The sequence below is a fragment of the Polynucleobacter acidiphobus genome (assembly GCF_003065385.1).
In the GTDB taxonomy this organism is placed as follows: Bacteria; Pseudomonadota; Gammaproteobacteria; order Burkholderiales; family Burkholderiaceae; genus Polynucleobacter; species Polynucleobacter acidiphobus.
On the sequence record NZ_CP023277.1, the window covers coordinates 1,257,305 to 1,277,524 of the forward strand.

The window sequence follows — 20,220 nt, forward strand, 5'->3', positions numbered from 1 at the left end:
GCCCTTTTAATCGATTGTGAAGAAGGAGTAATTATTGCAAAGTATTTTTGAGGACCGGCATTTCAGGGAGTGCGAGGACGTCAATCCCCTCTTCGCGTAATGCCATCACTTCATCGGCACTGGTCTGCCCCCGAATACTGCGCTCGGGCGACTCTTTGTAATGAATCTTCCTAGCCTCCTCGGCAAAGGCTGCGCCAACATCCTCCGATTTACCGACCAACTCCCGCATCGCTTTCATGAACGTCGCCTGAATCTGGCGCTCCAACTGACCATGATCCGCATTGGATAAAGCAATGCTTTGACTTGGCTCAACGGCCACCGGCTCTTCCGCACTTACCTTGCCGCCAATATGAGGGGCCGATGGTAAGCGGCTGACATGCGCACTATCGCAGACCGGGCAGCACAACGTGCCACTGGACTGTTGCGATAAAAAGTCATCCTCCGAGGCAAACCACCCCTCAAAATGATGCTCGAGATCGCACGCTAAGTTATAGACTTTCATGAAGAACAGATGGGGATGAAGGTTGGATAATCAATAGCAACATGACATATTTATCAATGTTGCTATTTTAAGCCCTTAACGCAGTCGCCGTTGGCGATCCAGCCAGTACAGCGAGATGATGGTCTTCACATCCGTGATCGTGCCGTTCTCAACCCACTCGATCAACTCCTCAAGGGGCGCGGCAAAGACATCCAAAAACTCTTCGGCATCGAGACGCGCTGGGCCCGCCGTTAAACCCTCTGCCAAATAAATATCGATGAACTCGGTGGAATATGAAATCACCGGATGAATCCGCCGAATCTTGCTCCACCGTTTAGCAAGGTAGCCGGTCTCTTCTTGTAACTCCCGTTGCGCACAAAGCAAGGGATCCTCCCCTGGGTTAAGCTTACCTGCCGGAATCTCAATCACGGCTTGCTCGATGGGGTAACGGTATTGACGCTCCACCACAACCCGCCCATCCTCTAAGATCGGCAAAATGGCAACGGCTCCTGGATGCTCCAGATACTCTCGCAGGGCTTGCTGACCGTCTGGTAGCAACACCGTATCGCGCTTCATCTTTAAGAAGATGCCAGTGTAGACATCCTCACCCGATACGCGCTTCTCGACTAAATGGTCATCGGTATGCGCGAGATCTTGAAACGATTTCTCGCTCATACCCAAACAATTAAGAACCGACGAGGGTATTGCGCATGATATTGAGGCAGAGAGCCATGAGGCCTGCCGGGAATACACCTAAGAGGAGCACCATTAAGCCATTGAGACCCAATACCCCTTTTGCAATCCCTGAACCAGTCACCGAATGCTCATGGCTTGGTTCATCAAAATACATCACCTTCACTACGCGCAAGTAATAAAAAGCACCAATCAGTGATGCGATCACCGCAATCACAGCCAAGGCGATGTAATCAGCATCAACCAATGCTTCCAAAACAGAGAGCTTAGCGGCAAAGCCCAAAGTGGGAGGCACTCCAGCTAGGGAGAACATCATGATGAGGCCAATAAAGGCATACCATGGATGCTTGCGATTGAGACCCTTTAAACCTTCCAGGGTGTCGCAATCGTAGCCTTTGCGCGATAAGACCATCAGCAAACCAAAGGTGCCTAAAGTGGTAATCACATAGGCAATCACGTAGAACATCGAGGCACTAAAGGCATGATCATCAAAAATCGAGAGCATGCCAAGCAGCACAAAGCCCATCTGTGCAATCGCCGAGTAGGCCAACATCCGCTTGATATTGGTTTGGGCAATCGCCGTGATATTGCCAATCACCAAAGACAGAACCGCAAGAATCATCAGCATCGGCTGCCAATCCGAGATCAGCGGTAATAAGGTATTAATCAACAGGCGGAACAAGAGAGCAAAGGCAGCGAGCTTTGGAGCTGCTGCAATCAACAAGGTGACCGCGGTGGGAGCGCCTTGATACACATCGGGCACCCACATATGAAATGGCACCACACCAAACTTAAAGGCAACTCCAGCCACAATAAAGACCAGACCAAACGCCATAATGAGGTGATTAATGCGGGGATCCAGGAGGGAGCGCAAGATCTCTAGAAGATCCAGGGATCCAGTTACACCGTAGATCATCGACATACCGTAGAGCAAGAATCCCGATGCCAAGGCGCCCAATACAAAGTACTTAATCGCCGCTTCGGAGGATAGGCCGCTGGAATGGCGCATTGCCACCAAACCATAGGTCGACAAGGCCATCAACTCAAGACCAAGGTACAAGGTGATGAGGTTCGATGCCGAGATTAAGACCAATTGTCCCAATAAAGCAAATAAGGTGAGGACCAAGAAATCGGGTCGGAAGAGCCCTCGATCAATTAAATACTGCTTGGAGTAAATCAAGCTAACCAATAGCGCAAAGCAGCACCCTGCTTTGAGCAGATTGGCAATCGGGTCGGACTGGAACAGACCGGCCATGGCAAAGTACGGCAGATCAACCATTCTGCTCAAAAACACCACACCCAAACCAATTAAGAGTAAGCAGGAACAGAAATAGACAAAAGATGCTGCCCGTGGCGTATGAAATACATCACTGGCGACATGATCCTTCTTCTCTTTAATAAAGGCACTGGTCAACAGCAAATCGCTGGCCACAAAGGCCAGAACGATTTCAGGAGCAATGGCAATTAGGTCAAAAGTATCCATGCAATAACCTTACTCAGAGTTTGCTAATCGCGACATGTTCGAGCAACTGCATCACTGCTGGATGAATAATGTCGGTAAAGGGTTTTGGATACACGCCCATGCCAATCACGCAGAGCGACAAAATAATGAACATAAAAAACTCACGACCATTGAGATCCTCAAGTTTCTCGACCTCTGGATTAGTGATCGCACCAAAGATCACGCGCTTGACCATCCATAGGGAGTAGGCAGCACCAAGGATTAATGCGGTCGCTGACAGTAGACCAATCATGAAGTCGTAATCAACGGCGGCTAGGATCACCATAAACTCCCCCACAAAACCCGAGGTGGCTGGTAAACCGCAATTGGCCATCGCCATGAGGACCATAAATGCCGAGAACTTTGGCATACGATGCACCACACCACCGTAATCAGCAATCTTGCGGGTGTGCATACGGTCGTATAAAACACCAATGGCTAAGAACATCGCGCCCGATACAAATCCGTGCGAGATCATCTGAATAATGCCGCCCTCAATACCAAGAGGACTGAAGATAAAAAACCCTAGGGTCACAAAACCCATGTGCGCAATTGAGGAGTACGCCACTAACTTCTTCATATCTTGCTGAACCAGTGCTACTAAACCAACATAGATCACCGCCACCAGCGATAAGAAAATAATGATTGGTCCTAAAAGGATGCTGGCATCCGGCGCAATCGGCAACGAGAAACGCAGGAATCCATAAGCGCCAAGCTTCAACATAATGGCTGCCAGGACCACTGAGCCACCGGTTGGGGCCTCCACGTGAACATCGGGCAACCAAGTATGCAAAGGCCACATTGGCACCTTGACGGCAAAGGCCATGAAGAAGGCAATAAAGATCAGTACCTGCTCCACAATATCTAACTTCGCTCGATGCCAAGTGAGCAAGTCAAAAGTATTGGTTAGGTTGTAGAGATACAAAATGGCCACAAGAGCTAACAACGATCCCAACAAGGTATATAGGAAGAACTTAAAGGCCGCATAGATGCGGTTTTGTCCACCCCATACCCCGATGATGATGTACATCGGAATGAGTGTTGCCTCAAAGAAGATATAAAACAGTAGGCCGTCAAGCGCTGAGAACACCCCAATCATGAGGCCCGACAAAATCATGAATGCGGCATAGTATTGCGAGGCCTTCTCAGTAATCACCTCCCAAGCGGCGATCACGACAAAAATATTGATAAAGGCGGTCAACACCACAAACCATACCGAAATACCATCCACACCAAGGTGATAGTTAATGTCGTAGCGTGGAATCCAGCTATGCTTTTCCACAAACTGCATGCCAGCATTGGCAATATCAAAGTTAGCGATTAGGGGTAAGGTGGCAATAAAGCCCAAAATGGCCCCAAACAAGGCCAAATACTTCACGCCAGTGGATGGACGCTCCGAGCCATAGACCAAAATCATTAGGCCAAAAACAATCGGAATCCAAATCGCGTAAGAAAGAATCATGACCAGGTGTACTTAGTAAGCAATATAAATATGGGTATACAGAATCCAGGCCATCAAGCCAATCAAACCGACGATCATGGCAAAGGCATAGTGATAGAGATAACCCGACTGCAAATGACGAATTACTCCTGAGAACTTACCTACCAGATGAGCACTGCCGTTCACCACAAAACCATCAATGACTCGTTGATCGCCCTGCTTCCATAAGCCACCACCAATCAGGAGCGCGCCCTTTGCAAAAATCCATTGGTTCAAATCATCGAGGTAATACTTGTTATCCAAGAGAGTCTTAATAGGCGCGAAGATCTTCGCGATTTTCTCGGGCAAGGATGTAGCCCACAGGTAGCAAATGGCAGCCACCAATACACCCAAGACCAACAAAATAAACACGGGGGTCGTAAAGCCATGCAAGGCCATTGCCACTGGGCCATGGAAATGGGATGCAAAGGTTGCAAGTGCAGGATGCTTAGCCTCATCAATATAGATCGCGTCCCCAAAGAAACTACCAAATAACATGGGATCAATGGTGTAGTAACCAATAATCACTGAGGGGATTGCCAAAGCGATCAGCGGCAAGGTAATGACCCAAGGTGACTCATGGGGTTTCTCACCTGGCGCGAGCCCATGATGCTCATCGTGCGCATCGTGCGAATGGTGATGGTCATGATCATGACCAAATCGCTCCTTGCCATGGAAGACATAAAAGTAGAGGCGGAAGGAATACAAGGCGGTTACAAAGACGCTCGCCATCACCGCAAAATATGCAAAACCTGATCCAGGTATGGTGCTCGCCGCCACCGCCTCAATAATCGAGTCTTTGGAGTAAAAACCTGAGAAAAATGGTGTGCCAATCAACGCCAAGGAACCAATTAACATCACCAAACAGGTAATTGGCATGTATTTCCAGAGGCCGCCCATCTTGCGCATGTCCTGCTCGTGATGCATTCCAATGATCACACTACCCGCCCCTAAGAACAACAAAGCTTTAAAGAAAGCGTGGGTCATTAAATGGAAGATAGCAATTGGATAGGCAGAGACGCCGAGCGCAACGGTCATGTAGCCCAATTGCGAGAGCGTTGAATACGCCACCACGCGCTTGATATCGGTTTGCACGATTCCCAAGAATCCCATGAAGAGCGCGGTAATCGAACCGATGACCAGAATGAAGCTCAAGGCAACATCGGAGAGCTCAAACAAGGGCGACATGCGGGTCACCATAAAAATACCTGCGGTCACCATGGTTGCCGCATGAATCAACGCAGAAATGGGGGTTGGACCTTCCATCGAATCCGGTAACCAGACATGCAATGGGAACTGAGCAGACTTACCCATCGCACCAATAAAGAGACAAATGCAAGCAACCGTGATTAGATTCCAATCCGTTCCTGGCACAGTCTGGGCTGCCATCACCGTATTTTGAGAAAAGATATCGGCGTAGTTCATGGAGCCGGTAGCAGCAAGCAATAGCCCAATCCCCAGGATGAATCCAAAGTCGCCCACACGGTTGACCAAGAAGGCCTTCATGTTGGCAAAAATCGCCGTGGGACGATCGTAATAAAAACCGATCAGCAAATACGACACAACGCCTACCGCCTCCCATCCAAAGAACAGCTGCAGCATGTTGTTGCTCATCACGAGCATCAGCATGGCAAAGGTAAACAAGGAGATATAAGCGAAGAAACGGTTGTAGCCCTCCTCGCCTGCCATATACCCAATGGTGTAGATGTGGACCATGAGAGAAACGAAGGTCACTACCACCATCATCACGGCGGTCAATGGATCAATCAGAAAGCCAATGTCAAAACTCAACTCGCCAATCTTCATCCAGGTGTAAACACTGCCATCGAAGTAATAGCCGTTCATTACCTCATATAAAACCCAGCACGACAGCAAGAACGCAATTGCGACCCCCAAAATAGTGATCGATTGGGATGCCACTTGGCCAATCCGATTGCCAAAAAACTTCGTTCCTAATAGTCCTGCAAACGCCGCTCCCACCAGCGGGGCTAGTGGAATCGCACAAAGATGGGCAGTGGTTAAAGCAATGGTCATGTCAACTAGCCTTTGAGATGGTCAAGATCTTCGGTATTAATCGTGTCAACCTTGCGGAATAGAACCACCAAGATCGCCAAACCAATCGCAGCCTCTGCTGCAGCTACGGTCAGAATAAAAAATACAAATACCTGACCGGCCATATCACCCAAGTAATGGGAGAACGCCACAAAGTTCATGTTGACGGCGAGCAACATCAGCTCAATCGCCATCAAGAGGATGATCACGTTACGCCGATTCAGGAAGATGCCAACCACACTAATCGCAAACAGAATAGCGCCGAGAACTAAATAATGAGCGAGTGTGATGGTCATGCTGGATCACCTGGTTTGGTTCGAGACTTGAGGTCTTGCTTGGCGTCACGCTCAGCATCCATCGAGACAATCCGCATCCGATCTTTAGCGGAAACCGCAACCTGCTCTGCAATATTTTGACCCTTCACATCTTTACGTTTACGCAGAGTAAGGGCAACGGCCGCAATAATGGCAACCAACAAGACAATGCCGGCAACTTCAAAGGCATAAATGTATTCCGTAAACATTAAATAACCAAGGACTTGCGTATTATTTGCTGCCACCACATCGGGCAAGACGTTCACAGGTGCGGTGGTGCCAATAAAGCCGCGGATTAACACGATCGAGAGTTGCAAGATGATCACCACACCAATCAGCATGGCAAGTGGTAGGTATTTCTTGAAATCGCGTCGCAGATGCGCAAGATCCAGATCGAGCATCATCACCACGAATAAAAACAACACCATCACCGCGCCCACATAGACCAGGATCAGGATCAGGCTTAGGAACTCGGCTTTGAGCAACATCCAGATACCAGAGGCACTAAAGAATGCCAAAACCAAGAATAAGGCTGCGTGCACAGGATTGGGAACCGTAATGACCCGCAATGCGGAAATCACCAAGAGCGCCGCGAAAGCATAGAAAAAGGCTGAGAAGATTAAATTGGGGTCAAGGGTCATAAATCAATTAACGGTATGGTGCATCCGCCTCTCGGTTGGCTGCAATTTGCTTTTCGTATTCATCACCGACCGCTAGCAACATCTCCTTGGTAAAGTACAGATCACCGCGTTTATCGCCGAAATACTCAAAAATATTGGTCTCAACAATGGCGTCCACTGGGCAAGCCTCTTCACAATAGCCACAGAAAATGCATTTGGTCAGGTCGATGTCATAGCGCGTTGTTCTGCGGGTACCATCCTCACGCTGATCAGACTCAATCGAGATTGCCAGAGCCGGGCAAACGGCCTCACACAGTTTGCATGCAATGCAGCGCTCTTCCCCATTGGGATAGCGACGCAGTGCGTGTAAGCCCCGAAAACGGGGTGACAATGGGGTCTTCTCTTCCGGATACTGAATCGTGATCTTGGGTTTAAATAAATAACGCCCTGTAATCGACATTCCTTTAAGAACGTCTTTGAGCATTAAGCTATTCAGAAACTGAGAGGCGCGCTTGAACATAGTGATTAGCTCCAAATGTTCCAGGGGGACAAAATCCAAGCCCCAACCAACAATACCCAAACCACGGTTAGCGGAATAAAGATCTTCCAACCCAAACGCATGATTTGGTCATAGCGATACCGTGGCAATGAAGCCCGCAACCAAATAAAGCACGAGAGCACAAAAAAGATCTTGGCAAATAACCAAAAGAATCCTGGGATGTCGCGCAAGATGGGTAGATCAAGGATTGGTAACCAACCGCCCAAGAACATGATCGACGTTAAGGCGGCAATCAAGATCATATTGGCATATTCGGCCAAGAAAAATAATGCAAAGGCCATGCCGGAGTACTCCACCATGTGACCAGCAACAATCTCGGACTCCCCTTCTACCACGTCAAACGGGTGACGGTTGGTCTCCGCAACCCCGGAGATGAAATAGATCACAAACATGGGTAGTAAGGGCAACCAGTTCCAAGAGAGGAAGTTCAGGCCCATGTCGGCGAAGATGCCAACTTCTTGAGAGCGCACAATATTACTTAGGTTTAAGGAGCCGGCGACCATCAATACGGTCACCAGAGCTAAACCCATCGCAATCTCATAAGAGATCATTTGAGCAGAGGCACGCATGGCTCCCAAGAATGGGTACTTGGAGTTTGAGGCCCACCCCGCCAAGATCACGCCATACACACCCACCGAGGTAATGGCCATCACATAGAGGAGACCAGCGTTCACATCCGCAAGAACTAGGTCTGCTTGGAACGGCACCACTGCCCATGCAGCAAGCGCCGGGGTTAGCACCATGAGTGGGGCAATGATGTAGAGCGTATGACTTGCGCGCGTTGGGGAGACGATCTCCTTCATCAGAAGCTTTAATGCATCCGCAATTGGCTGGAATAAACCAAGCGGCCCAACCCGATTAGGACCTAAACGAATGTGCATCCAGCCAATCAGCTTGCGCTCCCACAGCGTGAGGTAGGCAACTGCGCCAAAAATGGGCAATACGATGATCAGGATCTTCGCTAAGTTCCAAACCAAAGGCCAGAACGAACCAAACAGTTGTTCACCGTGGCTGGTAATGAGATCGATCCAGTTGCCCATAACTACCTTAAGCGCTCACCGTTAATTTAGAAAGAGCCACTTCACCAAACATCGATGCTAGATGACCACTTAACTCCGTTGCTGTTGCAATCCGCACCACACCGTCGGCCAAGCCGGGTTGCAACACAACGCCCGCCTCAACCGTATGGCCAGCTTGGGTGAGCGACACGCGATCACCGGCCTGCAAACCAAGTTGTCCCCAAAGGGTCTCACCTACTCCGATCATGGCAGCATCCTTTGCATCACGGGTGCGTTGCAATGCAGGCGCGCGGCGCACAATCGCATCACTTGAATAAATCGCTTGATCGGCAAGGCGCTCAAGCGATGCAGCAATCTGAACCTGCTGCTGGATCTCAGGGCTAGCTGTAAAGCAATTATTGAGTTGGTCCTGCACCGGCTTTGCAAACGCATCGGCATAAACCTCTTCTGGCAGGTTATACAAAAAGCCCTCTAGGTTCAGAAGACTTCCGAGTGCACGGAGCACCTTCCATGCCGGTCTGGCATCTGCCAAGGGTCGAACGGAAGGCTGAATCGTTTGCACCTGCCCCGCCAAGTTCACAAAACTTCCAACCGTTTCGGTATAGGGAGTAATTGGCAGAATCACATCGGCTAATTCAAGTAAATCGGGGCTCGTATAGGCGCTCATCGCAATCACAGTATCAGCGCCCTGTAACGCGGCTCGAGTTTGTTGTGGATTGGGTAAATCCTGAAGTGGCTCGACGTGCAACATCACATAGGCACGCGCCTTACTTTGCAATACGGTATCAATGCTGCCTTGGTTACCTTGCGTTGCGTCAACCAGTTGCGCCCCCACTGAATTACCACCTTCGCATAAGAAGCCAAAGGTGCATCCTGAATGCTTTGCAATAAACTCTGCAAGGACATGCAAATCAGAGGCGTTGGGATGAGCAATCGCTAAGGATCCCAAGAATATTGCCTGCGGCTCAGGGCTCTCAAGTTTGGCATTGCCGAGTAACTGATCCGCGATCGCTTGCGCCTGTGGAGAAACACTTTTCACAGAGAGGCCAGCTGGAGACTGAACAGATGTTGCTTGCGCAATTGCTTGGGCAATTTGCCCCAACTGATCAACCCATTCACTGGGCTTCGATTTGAGATGCGCAGCAATCGGCATGAGCCAATCGTTACCACCTGCATCGAGTCGATAGACCTTAAGACCCTGCTTGGTAGCCGTGCGTATCCGAGCAGCAATCAGCGGCAGATCTTTGCGCAAATGACTACCAATCACCAATACACGTTTGAGTTCACTCAACTTCGCAATTGGCATACCCAACCAAGGAAGTGCAGCAGCTCCACGGGTATCGGTTTGGCGCAAGCGCGTCTCAATTTGATGACTTCCTAGACCGCGCATCACTTTTTGCAAGAGGTAAAGCTCTTCTGCACTCGCGATGGGATGAGCCAGCGCCGCCAATGCTTGACTGCCATGCTGCTTCTGAATATCACTTAATGAGTGCACAACGTAATCGAGGGCGGACTGCCAATCGGTCTCCAACCACTGCCCATTTTGTTTCACCATGGGGGTGGTTAAACGATCAGGGCTATTTAAGCCCTCGTACGCAAAGCGATCGCGGTCACTAATCCAGCACTCATTGATGGCCTCGTTCTCAAGCGCGACAACCCGCATCACATGATTGGCCTTCGTTTGTACGGTAGTGTTGGCACCGACAGCATCATGCGGACTGATCGAGCGCTTGCGGACCAACTCCCAAGTACGCGCGGCATACCGAAATGGCTTGCTGGTTAAGGCACCCACTGGGCAGATATCAATCATATTTCCAGAGAGCTCAGAGTCAACCGTTTGCCCCACAAAAGTAGTGATCTCCGAATGCTCGCCACGGTTGATCATGCCAAGCTCCATCACACCAGCAACCTCTTGCCCAAAACGCACGCAGCGGGTGCAGTGAATGCAACGCGACATCTCTTCCATGGAAATGAGTGGTCCAACATTTTTATGGAAAACCACACGCTTCTCTTCTTTATAGCGCGAACTGGATTTACCGTAGCCAACTGCTAAATCTTGTAATTGGCATTCACCACCCTGATCGCAAATCGGGCAATCCAAGGGATGGTTAATCAATAAGAACTCCATCACCGACTTTTGCGCCTCAACAGCCTTCGCCGAATGGGTAAATACCTTCATACCGGCCATCACGGGGGTGGCACATGCCGGTAGCGGCTTAGGCGCCTTCTCGACTTCAACCAAACACATCCGGCAGTTTGCGGCGATGCTCAGTTTCTTGTGATAGCAAAAATGGGGAACATAGGTGCCTAGTTTATTGGTGGCATGCATCACCATCGAGCCCTGTGGCACCTCAACGGGCTTACCATCGACATGGATCTCAATCATGTTCACCGTGCTCATGATTAGGCAGCCTTTGCAAATGAAGAAACCATGCAATGCTTGTGCTCAACATGGTAGGCAAACTCATCCATGTAGTGCTTGAGCATTCCTTGCACTGGCATCGCCGCCGCATCACCTAAGGCACAGATGGTCCGCCCTTGAATATTTCCGGCAACGTCTTTGAGAAGATCCAAATCCTCTGGACGACCTTGGCCATGTTCAATACGGTTAACGATACGCCAGAGCCAACCCGTGCCCTCGCGGCATGGGGTGCATTGGCCACATGACTCTTCGTGATAGAAATACGAGAGACGCAGGAGTGAACGCACCATGCAACGGGTCTCATCCATCACGATCACCGCCCCCGAACCAAGCATCGACCCAGCCTTGGAGATCGCGTCGTAATCCATGGTGATATCCATCATGATCTTGCCAGGCAAGACCGGCGCTGATGATCCGCCAGGGATTACGGCTTTGAGCTGTTTGCCATTGCGCATTCCACCCGCCAACTTCAATAACTCTGCAAAGGGCGTGCCGAGTGGAACTTCATAGTTACCTGGGTAAGTAACGTCGCCTGATACGGAGAAGATCTTGGTGCCGCCATTATTAGGCTTACCTAATTTGAGATAGGCCTCTGCACCGATGGCCAGAATAAATGGCACGGCTGCAAAGGTCTCGGTGTTGTTAATGGTCGTTGGCTTGCCATATAGACCAAAGTTGGCTGGAAATGGTGGCTTAAAGCGCGGCTGCCCTTTTTTTCCTTCAAGGGACTCTAAGAGCGCAGTCTCTTCTCCGCAAATATAGGCACCAAAGCCTGGGGCGGCATGCAACTGGAAGCTAAATTCCGTTCCTAAAATTTTCTCTCCAAGATAGCCCGCGGCATGTGCCTCCTCAAGAGCCTCTTCAAAGCGCTCATAGACCTCCCAGATCTCGCCATGAATGTAGTTATATCCCGTTGAGATTCCCATCGCGTAGGCGCCGATGATCATGCCTTCAATCAATGCATGGGGGTTATAGCGCATGATGTCACGGTCTTTGAATGTGCCGGGCTCACCTTCATCGCTATTACAAACCAAATATTTATTGCCGTTGTAGTTCTTAGGCATGAAGCTCCACTTCAAGCCCGTTGGAAATCCAGCACCACCGCGGCCACGCAAGGACGATGCTTTGACTTCCGCAATCACGGCATCCGGGGTAATTTTTTCGTTCAGAATCCGGCGTAGCTGTTGATAACCGCCGCGCGCCTCATAGTCTTTGAGATGCCAGTTCTTACCATCTAGGCCAGCCAAAATTAAGGGCTTGATGTGACGACTATGCAAACTGGTCATACGCTCCCCCCTTTTGCTTGCGCATTCAACTCATCCAATAAGGCGTCGATCTTTTCTTGGGTCATAAAACTGCACATCCGGTGGTTGTTCACCAACATCACAGGTGAGTCGCCACAGGCACCCATGCACTCGCCCTCTTTCAAGGTGAAAGTTCCGCAGGGCGTGGTCTCATTAAAGTTAATCCCGAGTTTTTTCTTGAGGTAGTCAGCCGCTTCTTCGCCATGCGTTAACTGACAAGGTAAATTGGTACACACAACCAGTTTGAACTTACCAATCGGCTTGGTCTCATACATGTTGTAGAAGGTCGCCACTTCCTCAACCGCAATCTTAGGCATCTCCAGAATTTGTGCAACTTCCGCAATGATCTCGGGGGAGACCCAACCATGCTCTTCTTGTGCGGCAATTAGGCATGCCATCACTGCCGATTGTTTTTGCTCAGACGGATACTTCGCAATATTGCGATCCATTTGAGCTCGAGTCTTAGCAGAAAAAAGGGATTGGACTGTCATCATGATTTATCGATCGATCTCACCAAACACAATGTCTTGGGTCCCAATGATAGTGACCGCATCCGCAATCATGTGACCGCGTGACATCTCATCCATGGCTGCTAAATGAGCAAAGCCAGGAGCCCGAATCTTTAAGCGGTAAGGTTTGTTGGCACCATCCGAAATGGCGTAAATCCCGAACTCACCCTTTGGGTGCTCTACTGCTGCATACGCCTCACCGGCAGGCACATGAATCCCTTCGGTAAAGAGCTTGAAGTGATGAATCAACTCTTCCATATTGGTTTTCATATCAACGCGCTTTGGAGGAGCTACCTTGTGGTTATCGCTCATCACTGGGCCTGGATTAGCACGCAACCACTTCACACACTGCTGAATAATGCGATTGGATTGACGCATCTCTTCCATACGCACTAAATATCGGTCGTAGCTATCGCCATTCACTCCCACTGGAATATCAAAATCCAACTGGTCATAGACTTCATAAGGCTGCTTCTTGCGCAAGTCCCAAGCAAAACCGGAGCCACGCAACATCGGGCCAGTAAAGCCCATCTGCAGAGCTCGCTCAGGCGAGACCACACCGATACCCACTAAACGCTGCTTCCAAATACGGTTATCGGTTAAGAGATTGTTGTACTCATCTACATTCGCTGGAAAGCGATTACTAAAGTCTTCAATGAAATCCAATAATGATCCGCTACGGCTCTCATTTAAGCGCTTCACCGCCTGCTCACTCCGAATCGCGGACTTGGCGTATTGCGGCATCTTCTCAGGCAAATCGCGATAGACGCCGCCGGGACGATAGTAGGCTGCATGCATCCGAGCACCGGATACCGCCTCATACATATCGAAGATATCCTCACGATCACGGAAAGCATATAAGAAGATCGCCATCGCACCAACGTCGAGACCGTGGCAGCCAACCCAGAGCAAGTGATTGAGTAGACGGGTGAGCTCATCAAACATTACGCGGATGTATTGAGCACGCACTGGTACGTCGACATCCAAGAGTTTCTCGATGGCCATCACATAGGCGTGCTCGTTAACCATCATCGATACATAATCGAGACGATCCATATACGGCACACTCTGAATCCAAGTCCGGGTCTCGGCGAGTTTTTCGGTCGCGCGATGCAATAAGCCAATATGCGGATCGGCGCGTTGGATTACCTCGCCGTCGAGCTCCAGCACTAAACGCAATACACCGTGAGCCGCAGGATGCTGGGGGCCAAAGTTGAGGGTGTAGTTCTTAATCTCAGCCATTTGCTAAGCCACCGTATTGTTCTTCACGAATCACGCGTGGGGTTACTTCACGCGGATCAATCGTAACTGGCTGATACACCACCCGCTTTAACTCCGGGTCATAGCGCATCTCGACGTGGCCCGAGATTGGGAAATCCTTACGGAATGGATGACCAATAAAGCCGTAGTCGGTCAAGATACGACGCAAATCCTCATGGCCATCGAACAAGATACCAAAGAGATCAAAGGCTTCACGCTCAAACCAATTGGCCGAGTTCCAAATGGGAACCATCGATGCCACCAAGGGGTAGTCATCGTCTGGGGCAAATACCCGAATGCGCAGACGTTGGTTATGCTTGATAGACAGTAAGTGGCTAACCACCGCAAAGCGAGGTCCGCTCCAGGTACCATCGGCATAGTCTTTGTAATCAACTCCACATAAATCAATGAGTTGCTCAAACGCTAAGCTAGGATCGTCTCGCAATAATTTGGCTGACTCCGCATACGTTGCGTGATGCAACACGATGGTCAACTCGCGATGATCGATCGTGGCACTCTGAATACGGTTTCCCAAAACACGATCAAGTTGCAAACGAAGTTGTTCGAGGCGATCACTCATCTCAACCCTTCCTCGCAATGGTGCTGGTCCGACCAATCTTGGCCTGCAACTGAATAATGCCGTAGATCAAGGCTTCTGCCGTTGGTGGACAACCTGGCACATACACATCCACTGGGACAATGCGATCACAACCGCGTACCACCGAGTAAGAGTAGTGATAATAGCCGCCGCCATTCGCACATGAACCCATCGATATCACCCAACGCGGTTCTGGCATTTGGTCGTAGACCTTGCGCAAGGCTGGAGCCATCTTGTTGCATAAGGTGCCTGCCACAATCATCAAATCGGATTGGCGGGGCGATGGACGGAATACCACTCCAAAACGATCGAGGTCGTAGCGCGATGCGCCCGCATGCATCATCTCAACTGCGCAACAAGCCAAACCAAAGGTCATCGGCCAAAGCGATCCGGTTCTGGTCCAATTGATTAACTGGTCAGCCGAGGTCGTTACAAAACCTTGTTTTAGAACACCTTCAAGTGCCATCGACGTCTACTCCCAATCCAGGGCGCCCTTTTTCCAGATATAAGCAAAACCAACGATAAACTCAAGGAGGAAAATTGCCATCGCAATGTAACCTTCCCAGCCAATATCCCTTAAGGCAACGCCCCAAGGAAATAAAAATGCGGTTTCGAGATCAAACAGGATAAAAAGGATGGCGACCAGGTAGTAGCGCACATCGAATTTCATACGAGCATCTTCAAAGGCTTCAAAGCCGCACTCGTATGGGGAATCTTTTTCTGAATAAGGTTTGGAGGGGGCTAAAACTTTACCCAAGACAATGGGGGCAAGACCGACGCCGATACCGACAAGAATAAACAACAGTACTGGGAAGTAATTTGAAAGGTTCAACTTCTTCTATCCTGTGTCAGATTTCCAAACGTTCGAATTATCAACGACTTTCATTTTGGGATTCTTGATTTACAGCAATAAGACAAGAATTCCCGACCAAACTAATCCACTTTGGTGCCGACGGCGAGACTCGAACTCGCACAGCCTAAGCCACTACCCCCTCAAGATAGCGTGTCTACCAATTTCACCACGTCGGCATCTCGGAAAAGCCCTACAACAACCCTCAATTCTACCGCATTGCACCTTCCAAAAAGGTGCAAATTAGCGAGGCACGACCGGCTTACCGGGTTCTGAACTTGCTCCATTTGCTGGAGTGGCGCCACCTTGCTGAGCAGGGGCTACAGTCGGCAAGGTTGAGTTGGATAAAACCCCTGACTCAACAGGCTTTTTAGTGCCCAACCAGGTAATTCCTAGGGTGCTCACAAAAAAGATCACCGCAAAAATAGCGGTGGTACGCGAGAGAAAGTTTGAGGAGCCGGTTGCCCCAAATAAACTACCTGAGGAGCCCGAACCAAATGCTGCGCCCATATCAGCGCCCTTACCTTGCTGAATCAAGACCAAGCCAATAATGGCCAATGCAGAAACTACTTGCAGGACCACGAATAAAGTTTTAAGCCATTCCATTTCTGTTCTCCATATCGTCATTCATCATGCAATCCATCACGCCCGACAGATTGCTAAAAACTCCTTGGCATCCAACGATGCGCCACCAACCAACGCCCCATCAATATCGGGCATGGCAAAAAGCTCCGTGGCGTTATCGGCCCGGACACTGCCTCCGTAAACAATCCCAATATGAGACGCCACATCATCATCAAACTCAGCCAGTTGCAAGCGAATCGCCCGGTGCATATCTTGGGCCATTTGCGCACTCGCAACCTTACCTGTCCCAATGGCCCAAATCGGCTCATACGCAATCAAGCAATCCACCAAGCGATCTTGCAGGGTGCTTACCTGACTGGCAACCTGTCGCCTCACCACCTCGACTGCACGCCCAGAATTTCTCTCATCCGCTGTTTCACCAACGCAAATGATTGGGGTCAACTCATGATCTAAAGCCTGCTCTGCTTTGAGAGCGATGCTCTCATTGGCCTCGCCGTACTGCATACGACGCTCCGAATGACCCACGATCACAAAGCGCACACCCATCTCCTGCAACATGCTCGCACTCACCTCACCTGTATATGGCCCAGACGCATAGGCCGATACATCTTGCGCCCCTAATTGAAGCTGCGAACTTCCCAAATAGTTACTGCATTCTTGCAAATACGGAAAGGGCACACAGACACCAAAACGCCGACCTGCCGGCATGCCCTGCTGCATCTCTGTAGTGACCGTTTGCAACCAATCCCGATTACTGCGAACACTGCCATTCATCTTCCAATTGCCGATGACCGTCAATGCGCGCATAGCAACTCTCTTACACCGTTAACACAATTTTTCCGACATGCTCGCTAGATTCCATCAATCGATGCGCATCTGCGGCTTGCTCTAAGGAAAATGTTTTATAAATAACTGGCTTTAGTTGACCTGCGTTCAGCAAGGGCCACACCGTTTGATACAACTCTTTAGTAATTTGATGCTTAAAGGCCACAGGTCTTGGACGCAAGGTCGATCCCGTAATGGTTAATCGGCGACGCAGTATTTGACCCGTATTCACTTCTGCCTTTGAGCCTCCCATGATGGCAATAATCACAATACGACCATCATCGGCTAAACAATCAATCTCGCGCTGTAAGTAGGTACCGGTGACCATGTCCAAAATGACATCTACGCCCTTACCATTAGTCGCCTTCTTAATTTCTTCTACAAAGTCTTGAGTTTTGTAGTTGATTGCAAGATCTGCGCCCAATTGCGTGCAAGCCGCACACTTTTCGTCGCTTCCTGCGGTCACAAATACCCGATGACCGAGTGCTTTAGCGATGAGAATAGCGGTCACACCAATACCACTCGAGCCGCCCTGCACTAGCAAAGTCTCACCTTTACTCAGATGTCCACGTTGAAAGACATTGCTCCATACGGTAAAAAAGGTTTCTGGCAAAGACGCTGCCTCAATATCTGAAAAGCCTTTCGGATAGGGCAAACATTGCGCGATTGGGGCGGTACATAAATCGGCATATCCGCCACCCTGCACTAGTGCACAGGCTTTATCGCCCACCTTCAAACCAAAGGTGTTATCAGCGTGCGCAAGATCACCGCCAATGATCTCTCCGGCCACTTCAAGACCGGGGATATCGGATGCGCCTGGAGGAACGGGGTAATGCCCTTTTCGTTGCAAAACATCCGGACGATTAATGCCGGCTGCCTTCACCCGAATTAAGACCTCGCCAGAGCCTGCGCTTGGCACAGCAGGATCTGGACGCTCTGCTTTGACCAACATCTCTGGAGCGCCATACTCCCGAATCTCCATTACACGCATCGCAATACTCCTGCTTAAACGGTCTCGTTTGGACTATCGCTTGCCTGCGTATCTGCCAAACCAGACTCAGGGGTCAATAGCGCTTTCATCGATAAACGCAAACGACCACGCTCATCGGCTGCGAGTAATTTCACACGCACCACCTGACCCTCTTGCAAGAAGTCTTTGACATCCTTCACGCGCTCGGTTGAGATCTCAGAGATATGTAAGAGTCCATCTTTACCGGGCAGAATGTTGACGAGGGCACCAAACTCCAGCAACTTCACAACGGGGCCTTCATAAACCTTACCAACTTCAGCTTCAGCGGTAATGCCTTCAATCTTAGCTTTAGCCAAGGCCATGCCTTCTGCACTGGTTGAGGCGATCGTGACCGTACCATCATCTTTAATATCAATGCTGCAACCGGTCTCTTTGGTAAGCGCCTGAATCGTTGCGCCGCCCTTACCAATCACTTCACGGATCTTGTCTGGATGGATCTTAAAGGTCACCATGCGTGGTGCGTGCTCCGATAGCTCAGTGCGTACAGAACCCATCGCTTCTTGCATTTTGCTCAGAATATGCAAACGGCCTTCTTGAGCTTGTGCCAACGCAACCTGCATGATTTCTTTGGTAATGCCTTGGACCTTAATGTCCATCTGCAAAGCCGTAATCCCGTTGGCTGTACCAGCCACCTTAAAGTCCATATCGCCCAGGTGATCCTCATCACCCAAGATGTCGGTTAACACTGCAAAGCGATTGCCATCCAAGATGAGGCCCATGGCAACACCGGCCACATGCGCCTTCACTGGAACACCGGCATCCATCAGAGCTAAGCAGCCGCCGCAGACTGAAGCCATCGAGGATGAACCATTGGACTCGGTAATCTCAGAAACCAAACGAATGCTGTACGCAAACTCTTCCATGCTTGGCAATACTGGTACTAAAGCACGCTTCGCTAAACGGCCGTGACCAATCTCACGACGCTTGGGTGTGCCAACGCGACCGGTCTCACCCGTTGCAAATGGAGGCATGTTGTAGTGGAACATAAAGCGATCGCGGTACTCACCTTCGAGCGCGTCAATGATTTGCTCATCGCGCGCAGTTCCAAGAGTTGCAACCACCAAGGCTTGCGTCTCACCACGGGTAAAGAGTGCAGAGCCGTGAGTGCGTGGTAATACGCCGTTGCGAATTTCAATGGGGCGTACAGTGCGAGTATCGCGGCCGTCAATACGTGGCTCACCATTGAGAATTTGGCTACGTACGATTTTTGCTTCGATCTCGAACAAGAGATTACCAACTTCCACTTCATCCACTTCGCCGTCAGCAGCTAACTGGGTCATGACATTGGCAACCACTTCCTTGATCTTGGTGGAGCGAGCTTGCTTTTGACGAATTTGATACGCTTCGCGCAATGGGCCCTCTGCCAAGCTTTGTAACTTGGCAATTAAAGCTTCGTTCTTTGCTGCTGGCTTCCAATCCCATTCGGGCTTACCGGCATCACGCACGAGTTCCTGGATCGCATTGATCGCGATCTGCGACTGCTCATGGCCGTATACAACTGCGCCTAACATAACGGCTTCAGATAACTGTTGAGCCTCGGACTCCACCATCAATACTGCAGCTTGGGTACCGGCTACGATCAAATCGAGTTCGCTGGTCGCTTGCTCGCTACGATTGGGGTTGAGTAAATACTGACCGTCACGGTAACCAACGCGCGCCGCACCCATTGGGCCATTAAATGGAATGCCCGAAATCGCGAGCGCAGCAGACGATGCGATTAAGGCTGGAATATCGGCTGGCACATCTGGATTAATCGACATCACATGCACGACCACCTGAACTTCGTTATAAAAGCCTTCTGGGAACAATGGGCGGATCGGACGATCAATCAGACGTGAGATTAAGGTCTCGCCTTCAGACGGACGCCCCTCGCGACGGAAGAATCCTCCAGGAATCTTGCCAGCAGAATAGGTCTTCTCGATGTAGTCAACCGTTAAGGGGAAAAAGTCTTGACCCTCTTTGGCTGTTTTAGCACCGACTACCGTGGCAAGTACCACGGTGTCATCCATATTGAGAAGTACAGCACCACTGGATTGGCGAGCAATCTCACCGGTTTCCATGGTGACGGTGTGTTGGCCCCATTGAAACGTTTTCACAACTTTATGAAACATTGACATA

The 20,220-nt window shown here is 50.0% G+C and carries 20 protein-coding genes and 1 tRNA gene; all 21 read right to left on the minus strand.

Going from position 1 to position 20,220, the window contains the following annotated elements:
* Nucleotides 1-31: 31 nt before the first annotated feature.
* Nucleotides 32-502 (minus strand): DUF1178 family protein, encoded by a 471-nt coding sequence (locus tag AOC32_RS06680; protein ID WP_108508721.1) that lies wholly within the window; start codon nt 500-502, stop codon nt 32-34.
* A 75-nt stretch (nt 503-577) separates the two neighbouring features.
* Nucleotides 578-1,156, minus strand: a complete 579-nt coding sequence (locus tag AOC32_RS06685) for an NUDIX domain-containing protein (RefSeq protein ID WP_108508722.1) — start codon at nt 1,154-1,156, stop codon at nt 578-580.
* A 10-nt stretch (nt 1,157-1,166) separates the two neighbouring features.
* On the minus strand, nt 1,167-2,657 hold the full coding sequence (gene nuoN, locus AOC32_RS06690) for an NADH-quinone oxidoreductase subunit NuoN (protein ID WP_108508723.1): 1,491 nt from the start codon (nt 2,655-2,657) through the stop codon (nt 1,167-1,169).
* 13 nt (nt 2,658-2,670) lie between these two features.
* Complete coding sequence (locus AOC32_RS06695) at nt 2,671-4,137, minus strand: NADH-quinone oxidoreductase subunit M (protein WP_108508724.1); 1,467 nt, start codon at nt 4,135-4,137, stop codon at nt 2,671-2,673.
* A 12-nt stretch (nt 4,138-4,149) separates the two neighbouring features.
* On the minus strand, nt 4,150-6,189 hold the full coding sequence (nuoL, locus tag AOC32_RS06700; RefSeq protein ID WP_108508725.1) for an NADH-quinone oxidoreductase subunit L: 2,040 nt from the start codon (nt 6,187-6,189) through the stop codon (nt 4,150-4,152).
* A gap of 5 nt (nt 6,190-6,194) precedes the next feature.
* Entirely contained in the window at nt 6,195-6,503 is a 309-nt protein-coding gene (gene nuoK / locus AOC32_RS06705; RefSeq protein WP_108508726.1) for an NADH-quinone oxidoreductase subunit NuoK, read from the minus strand.
* Nucleotides 6,500-7,162: an NADH-quinone oxidoreductase subunit J gene (locus AOC32_RS06710; RefSeq protein ID WP_108508727.1), complete on the minus strand. Its 663-nt coding sequence runs from the start codon at nt 7,160-7,162 to the stop codon at nt 6,500-6,502. Before AOC32_RS06710 ends, nuoK begins: the two co-directional genes overlap by 4 nt.
* Nucleotides 7,163-7,169: 7 nt before the next feature.
* Complete coding sequence (gene nuoI, locus AOC32_RS06715; protein WP_108508728.1) at nt 7,170-7,661, minus strand: NADH-quinone oxidoreductase subunit NuoI; 492 nt, start codon at nt 7,659-7,661, stop codon at nt 7,170-7,172.
* 5 nt (nt 7,662-7,666) lie between these two features.
* Nucleotides 7,667-8,740 (minus strand): NADH-quinone oxidoreductase subunit NuoH, encoded by a 1,074-nt coding sequence (gene nuoH, locus AOC32_RS06720; protein WP_108508729.1) that lies wholly within the window; start codon nt 8,738-8,740, stop codon nt 7,667-7,669.
* Nucleotides 8,741-8,747: 7 nt separating this feature from the next.
* Complete coding sequence (gene nuoG / locus AOC32_RS06725; RefSeq protein ID WP_108509378.1) at nt 8,748-11,105, minus strand: NADH-quinone oxidoreductase subunit NuoG; 2,358 nt, start codon at nt 11,103-11,105, stop codon at nt 8,748-8,750.
* Nucleotides 11,106-11,122: 17 nt separating this feature from the next.
* Entirely contained in the window at nt 11,123-12,427 is a 1,305-nt protein-coding gene (gene nuoF, locus AOC32_RS06730; protein WP_108508730.1) for an NADH-quinone oxidoreductase subunit NuoF, read from the minus strand.
* Entirely contained in the window at nt 12,424-12,936 is a 513-nt protein-coding gene (gene nuoE / locus AOC32_RS06735; RefSeq protein ID WP_108509379.1) for an NADH-quinone oxidoreductase subunit NuoE, read from the minus strand. The genes nuoF and nuoE overlap by 4 nt, the downstream gene beginning before the upstream one ends.
* Nucleotides 12,937-12,942: 6 nt before the next feature.
* Nucleotides 12,943-14,196, minus strand: a complete 1,254-nt coding sequence (locus AOC32_RS06740) for an NADH-quinone oxidoreductase subunit D (protein WP_108508731.1) — start codon at nt 14,194-14,196, stop codon at nt 12,943-12,945.
* Nucleotides 14,189-14,794 carry an NADH-quinone oxidoreductase subunit C gene (locus AOC32_RS06745; protein ID WP_108508732.1) on the minus strand — a complete coding sequence of 202 codons (606 nt, stop codon included), beginning with the start codon at nt 14,792-14,794 and terminating at the stop codon, nt 14,189-14,191. Before AOC32_RS06745 ends, AOC32_RS06740 begins: the two co-directional genes overlap by 8 nt.
* Nucleotide 14,795: 1 nt before the next feature.
* Nucleotides 14,796-15,278: a NuoB/complex I 20 kDa subunit family protein gene (locus AOC32_RS06750; protein WP_108508733.1), complete on the minus strand. Its 483-nt coding sequence runs from the start codon at nt 15,276-15,278 to the stop codon at nt 14,796-14,798.
* Between the two features lie 6 nt (nt 15,279-15,284).
* Nucleotides 15,285-15,644 (minus strand): NADH-quinone oxidoreductase subunit A, encoded by a 360-nt coding sequence (locus AOC32_RS06755; RefSeq protein WP_108508734.1) that lies wholly within the window; start codon nt 15,642-15,644, stop codon nt 15,285-15,287.
* Nucleotides 15,645-15,756: 112 nt separating this feature from the next.
* A tRNA-Leu gene (locus AOC32_RS06760) sits at nt 15,757-15,841 on the minus strand.
* A 64-nt stretch (nt 15,842-15,905) separates the two neighbouring features.
* Nucleotides 15,906-16,268, minus strand: a complete 363-nt coding sequence (gene secG, locus AOC32_RS06765) for a preprotein translocase subunit SecG (RefSeq protein ID WP_108508735.1) — start codon at nt 16,266-16,268, stop codon at nt 15,906-15,908.
* Between the two features lie 36 nt (nt 16,269-16,304).
* On the minus strand, nt 16,305-17,054 hold the full coding sequence (tpiA, locus tag AOC32_RS06770; protein ID WP_108508736.1) for a triose-phosphate isomerase: 750 nt from the start codon (nt 17,052-17,054) through the stop codon (nt 16,305-16,307).
* A 10-nt stretch (nt 17,055-17,064) separates the two neighbouring features.
* Nucleotides 17,065-18,063 (minus strand): NAD(P)H-quinone oxidoreductase, encoded by a 999-nt coding sequence (locus AOC32_RS06775; RefSeq protein ID WP_108508737.1) that lies wholly within the window; start codon nt 18,061-18,063, stop codon nt 17,065-17,067.
* A gap of 14 nt (nt 18,064-18,077) precedes the next feature.
* Nucleotides 18,078-20,219 (minus strand): polyribonucleotide nucleotidyltransferase, encoded by a 2,142-nt coding sequence (gene pnp / locus AOC32_RS06780; RefSeq protein WP_108508738.1) that lies wholly within the window; start codon nt 20,217-20,219, stop codon nt 18,078-18,080.
* Nucleotide 20,220: the final 1 nt, after the last annotated feature.

Coding starts and splice junctions, on each gene's coding strand:
- AOC32_RS06680 (WP_108508721.1), bottom strand. CDS start 502: ATGAAAGTCTATAACTTAGCGTGCGATCTCGAGCATCATTTTGAGGGG.
- nuoI (WP_108508728.1), bottom strand. CDS start 7,661: ATGTTCAAGCGCGCCTCTCAGTTTCTGAATAGCTTAATGCTCAAAGAC.
- nuoG (WP_108509378.1), bottom strand. CDS start 11,105: ATGATTGAGATCCATGTCGATGGTAAGCCCGTTGAGGTGCCACAGGGC.
- secG (WP_108508735.1), bottom strand. CDS start 16,268: ATGGAATGGCTTAAAACTTTATTCGTGGTCCTGCAAGTAGTTTCTGCA.
- AOC32_RS06775 (WP_108508737.1), bottom strand. CDS start 18,063: ATGCGTGTAATGGAGATTCGGGAGTATGGCGCTCCAGAGATGTTGGTC.
- AOC32_RS06740 (WP_108508731.1), bottom strand. CDS start 14,196: ATGGCTGAGATTAAGAACTACACCCTCAACTTTGGCCCCCAGCATCCT.
- tpiA (WP_108508736.1), bottom strand. CDS start 17,054: ATGCGCGCATTGACGGTCATCGGCAATTGGAAGATGAATGGCAGTGTT.
- AOC32_RS06685 (WP_108508722.1), bottom strand. CDS start 1,156: ATGAGCGAGAAATCGTTTCAAGATCTCGCGCATACCGATGACCATTTA.
- pnp (WP_108508738.1), bottom strand. CDS start 20,219: ATGTCAATGTTTCATAAAGTTGTGAAAACGTTTCAATGGGGCCAACAC.
- AOC32_RS06695 (WP_108508724.1), bottom strand. CDS start 4,137: ATGATTCTTTCTTACGCGATTTGGATTCCGATTGTTTTTGGCCTAATG.
- AOC32_RS06710 (WP_108508727.1), bottom strand. CDS start 7,162: ATGACCCTTGACCCCAATTTAATCTTCTCAGCCTTTTTCTATGCTTTC.
- nuoK (WP_108508726.1), bottom strand. CDS start 6,503: ATGACCATCACACTCGCTCATTATTTAGTTCTCGGCGCTATTCTGTTT.
- AOC32_RS06745 (WP_108508732.1), bottom strand. CDS start 14,794: ATGAGTGATCGCCTCGAACAACTTCGTTTGCAACTTGATCGTGTTTTG.
- nuoF (WP_108508730.1), bottom strand. CDS start 12,427: ATGACCAGTTTGCATAGTCGTCACATCAAGCCCTTAATTTTGGCTGGC.
- nuoL (WP_108508725.1), bottom strand. CDS start 6,189: ATGACCATTGCTTTAACCACTGCCCATCTTTGTGCGATTCCACTAGCC.
- nuoE (WP_108509379.1), bottom strand. CDS start 12,936: ATGACAGTCCAATCCCTTTTTTCTGCTAAGACTCGAGCTCAAATGGAT.
- nuoH (WP_108508729.1), bottom strand. CDS start 8,740: ATGGGCAACTGGATCGATCTCATTACCAGCCACGGTGAACAACTGTTT.
- AOC32_RS06750 (WP_108508733.1), bottom strand. CDS start 15,278: ATGGCACTTGAAGGTGTTCTAAAACAAGGTTTTGTAACGACCTCGGCT.
- nuoN (WP_108508723.1), bottom strand. CDS start 2,657: ATGGATACTTTTGACCTAATTGCCATTGCTCCTGAAATCGTTCTGGCC.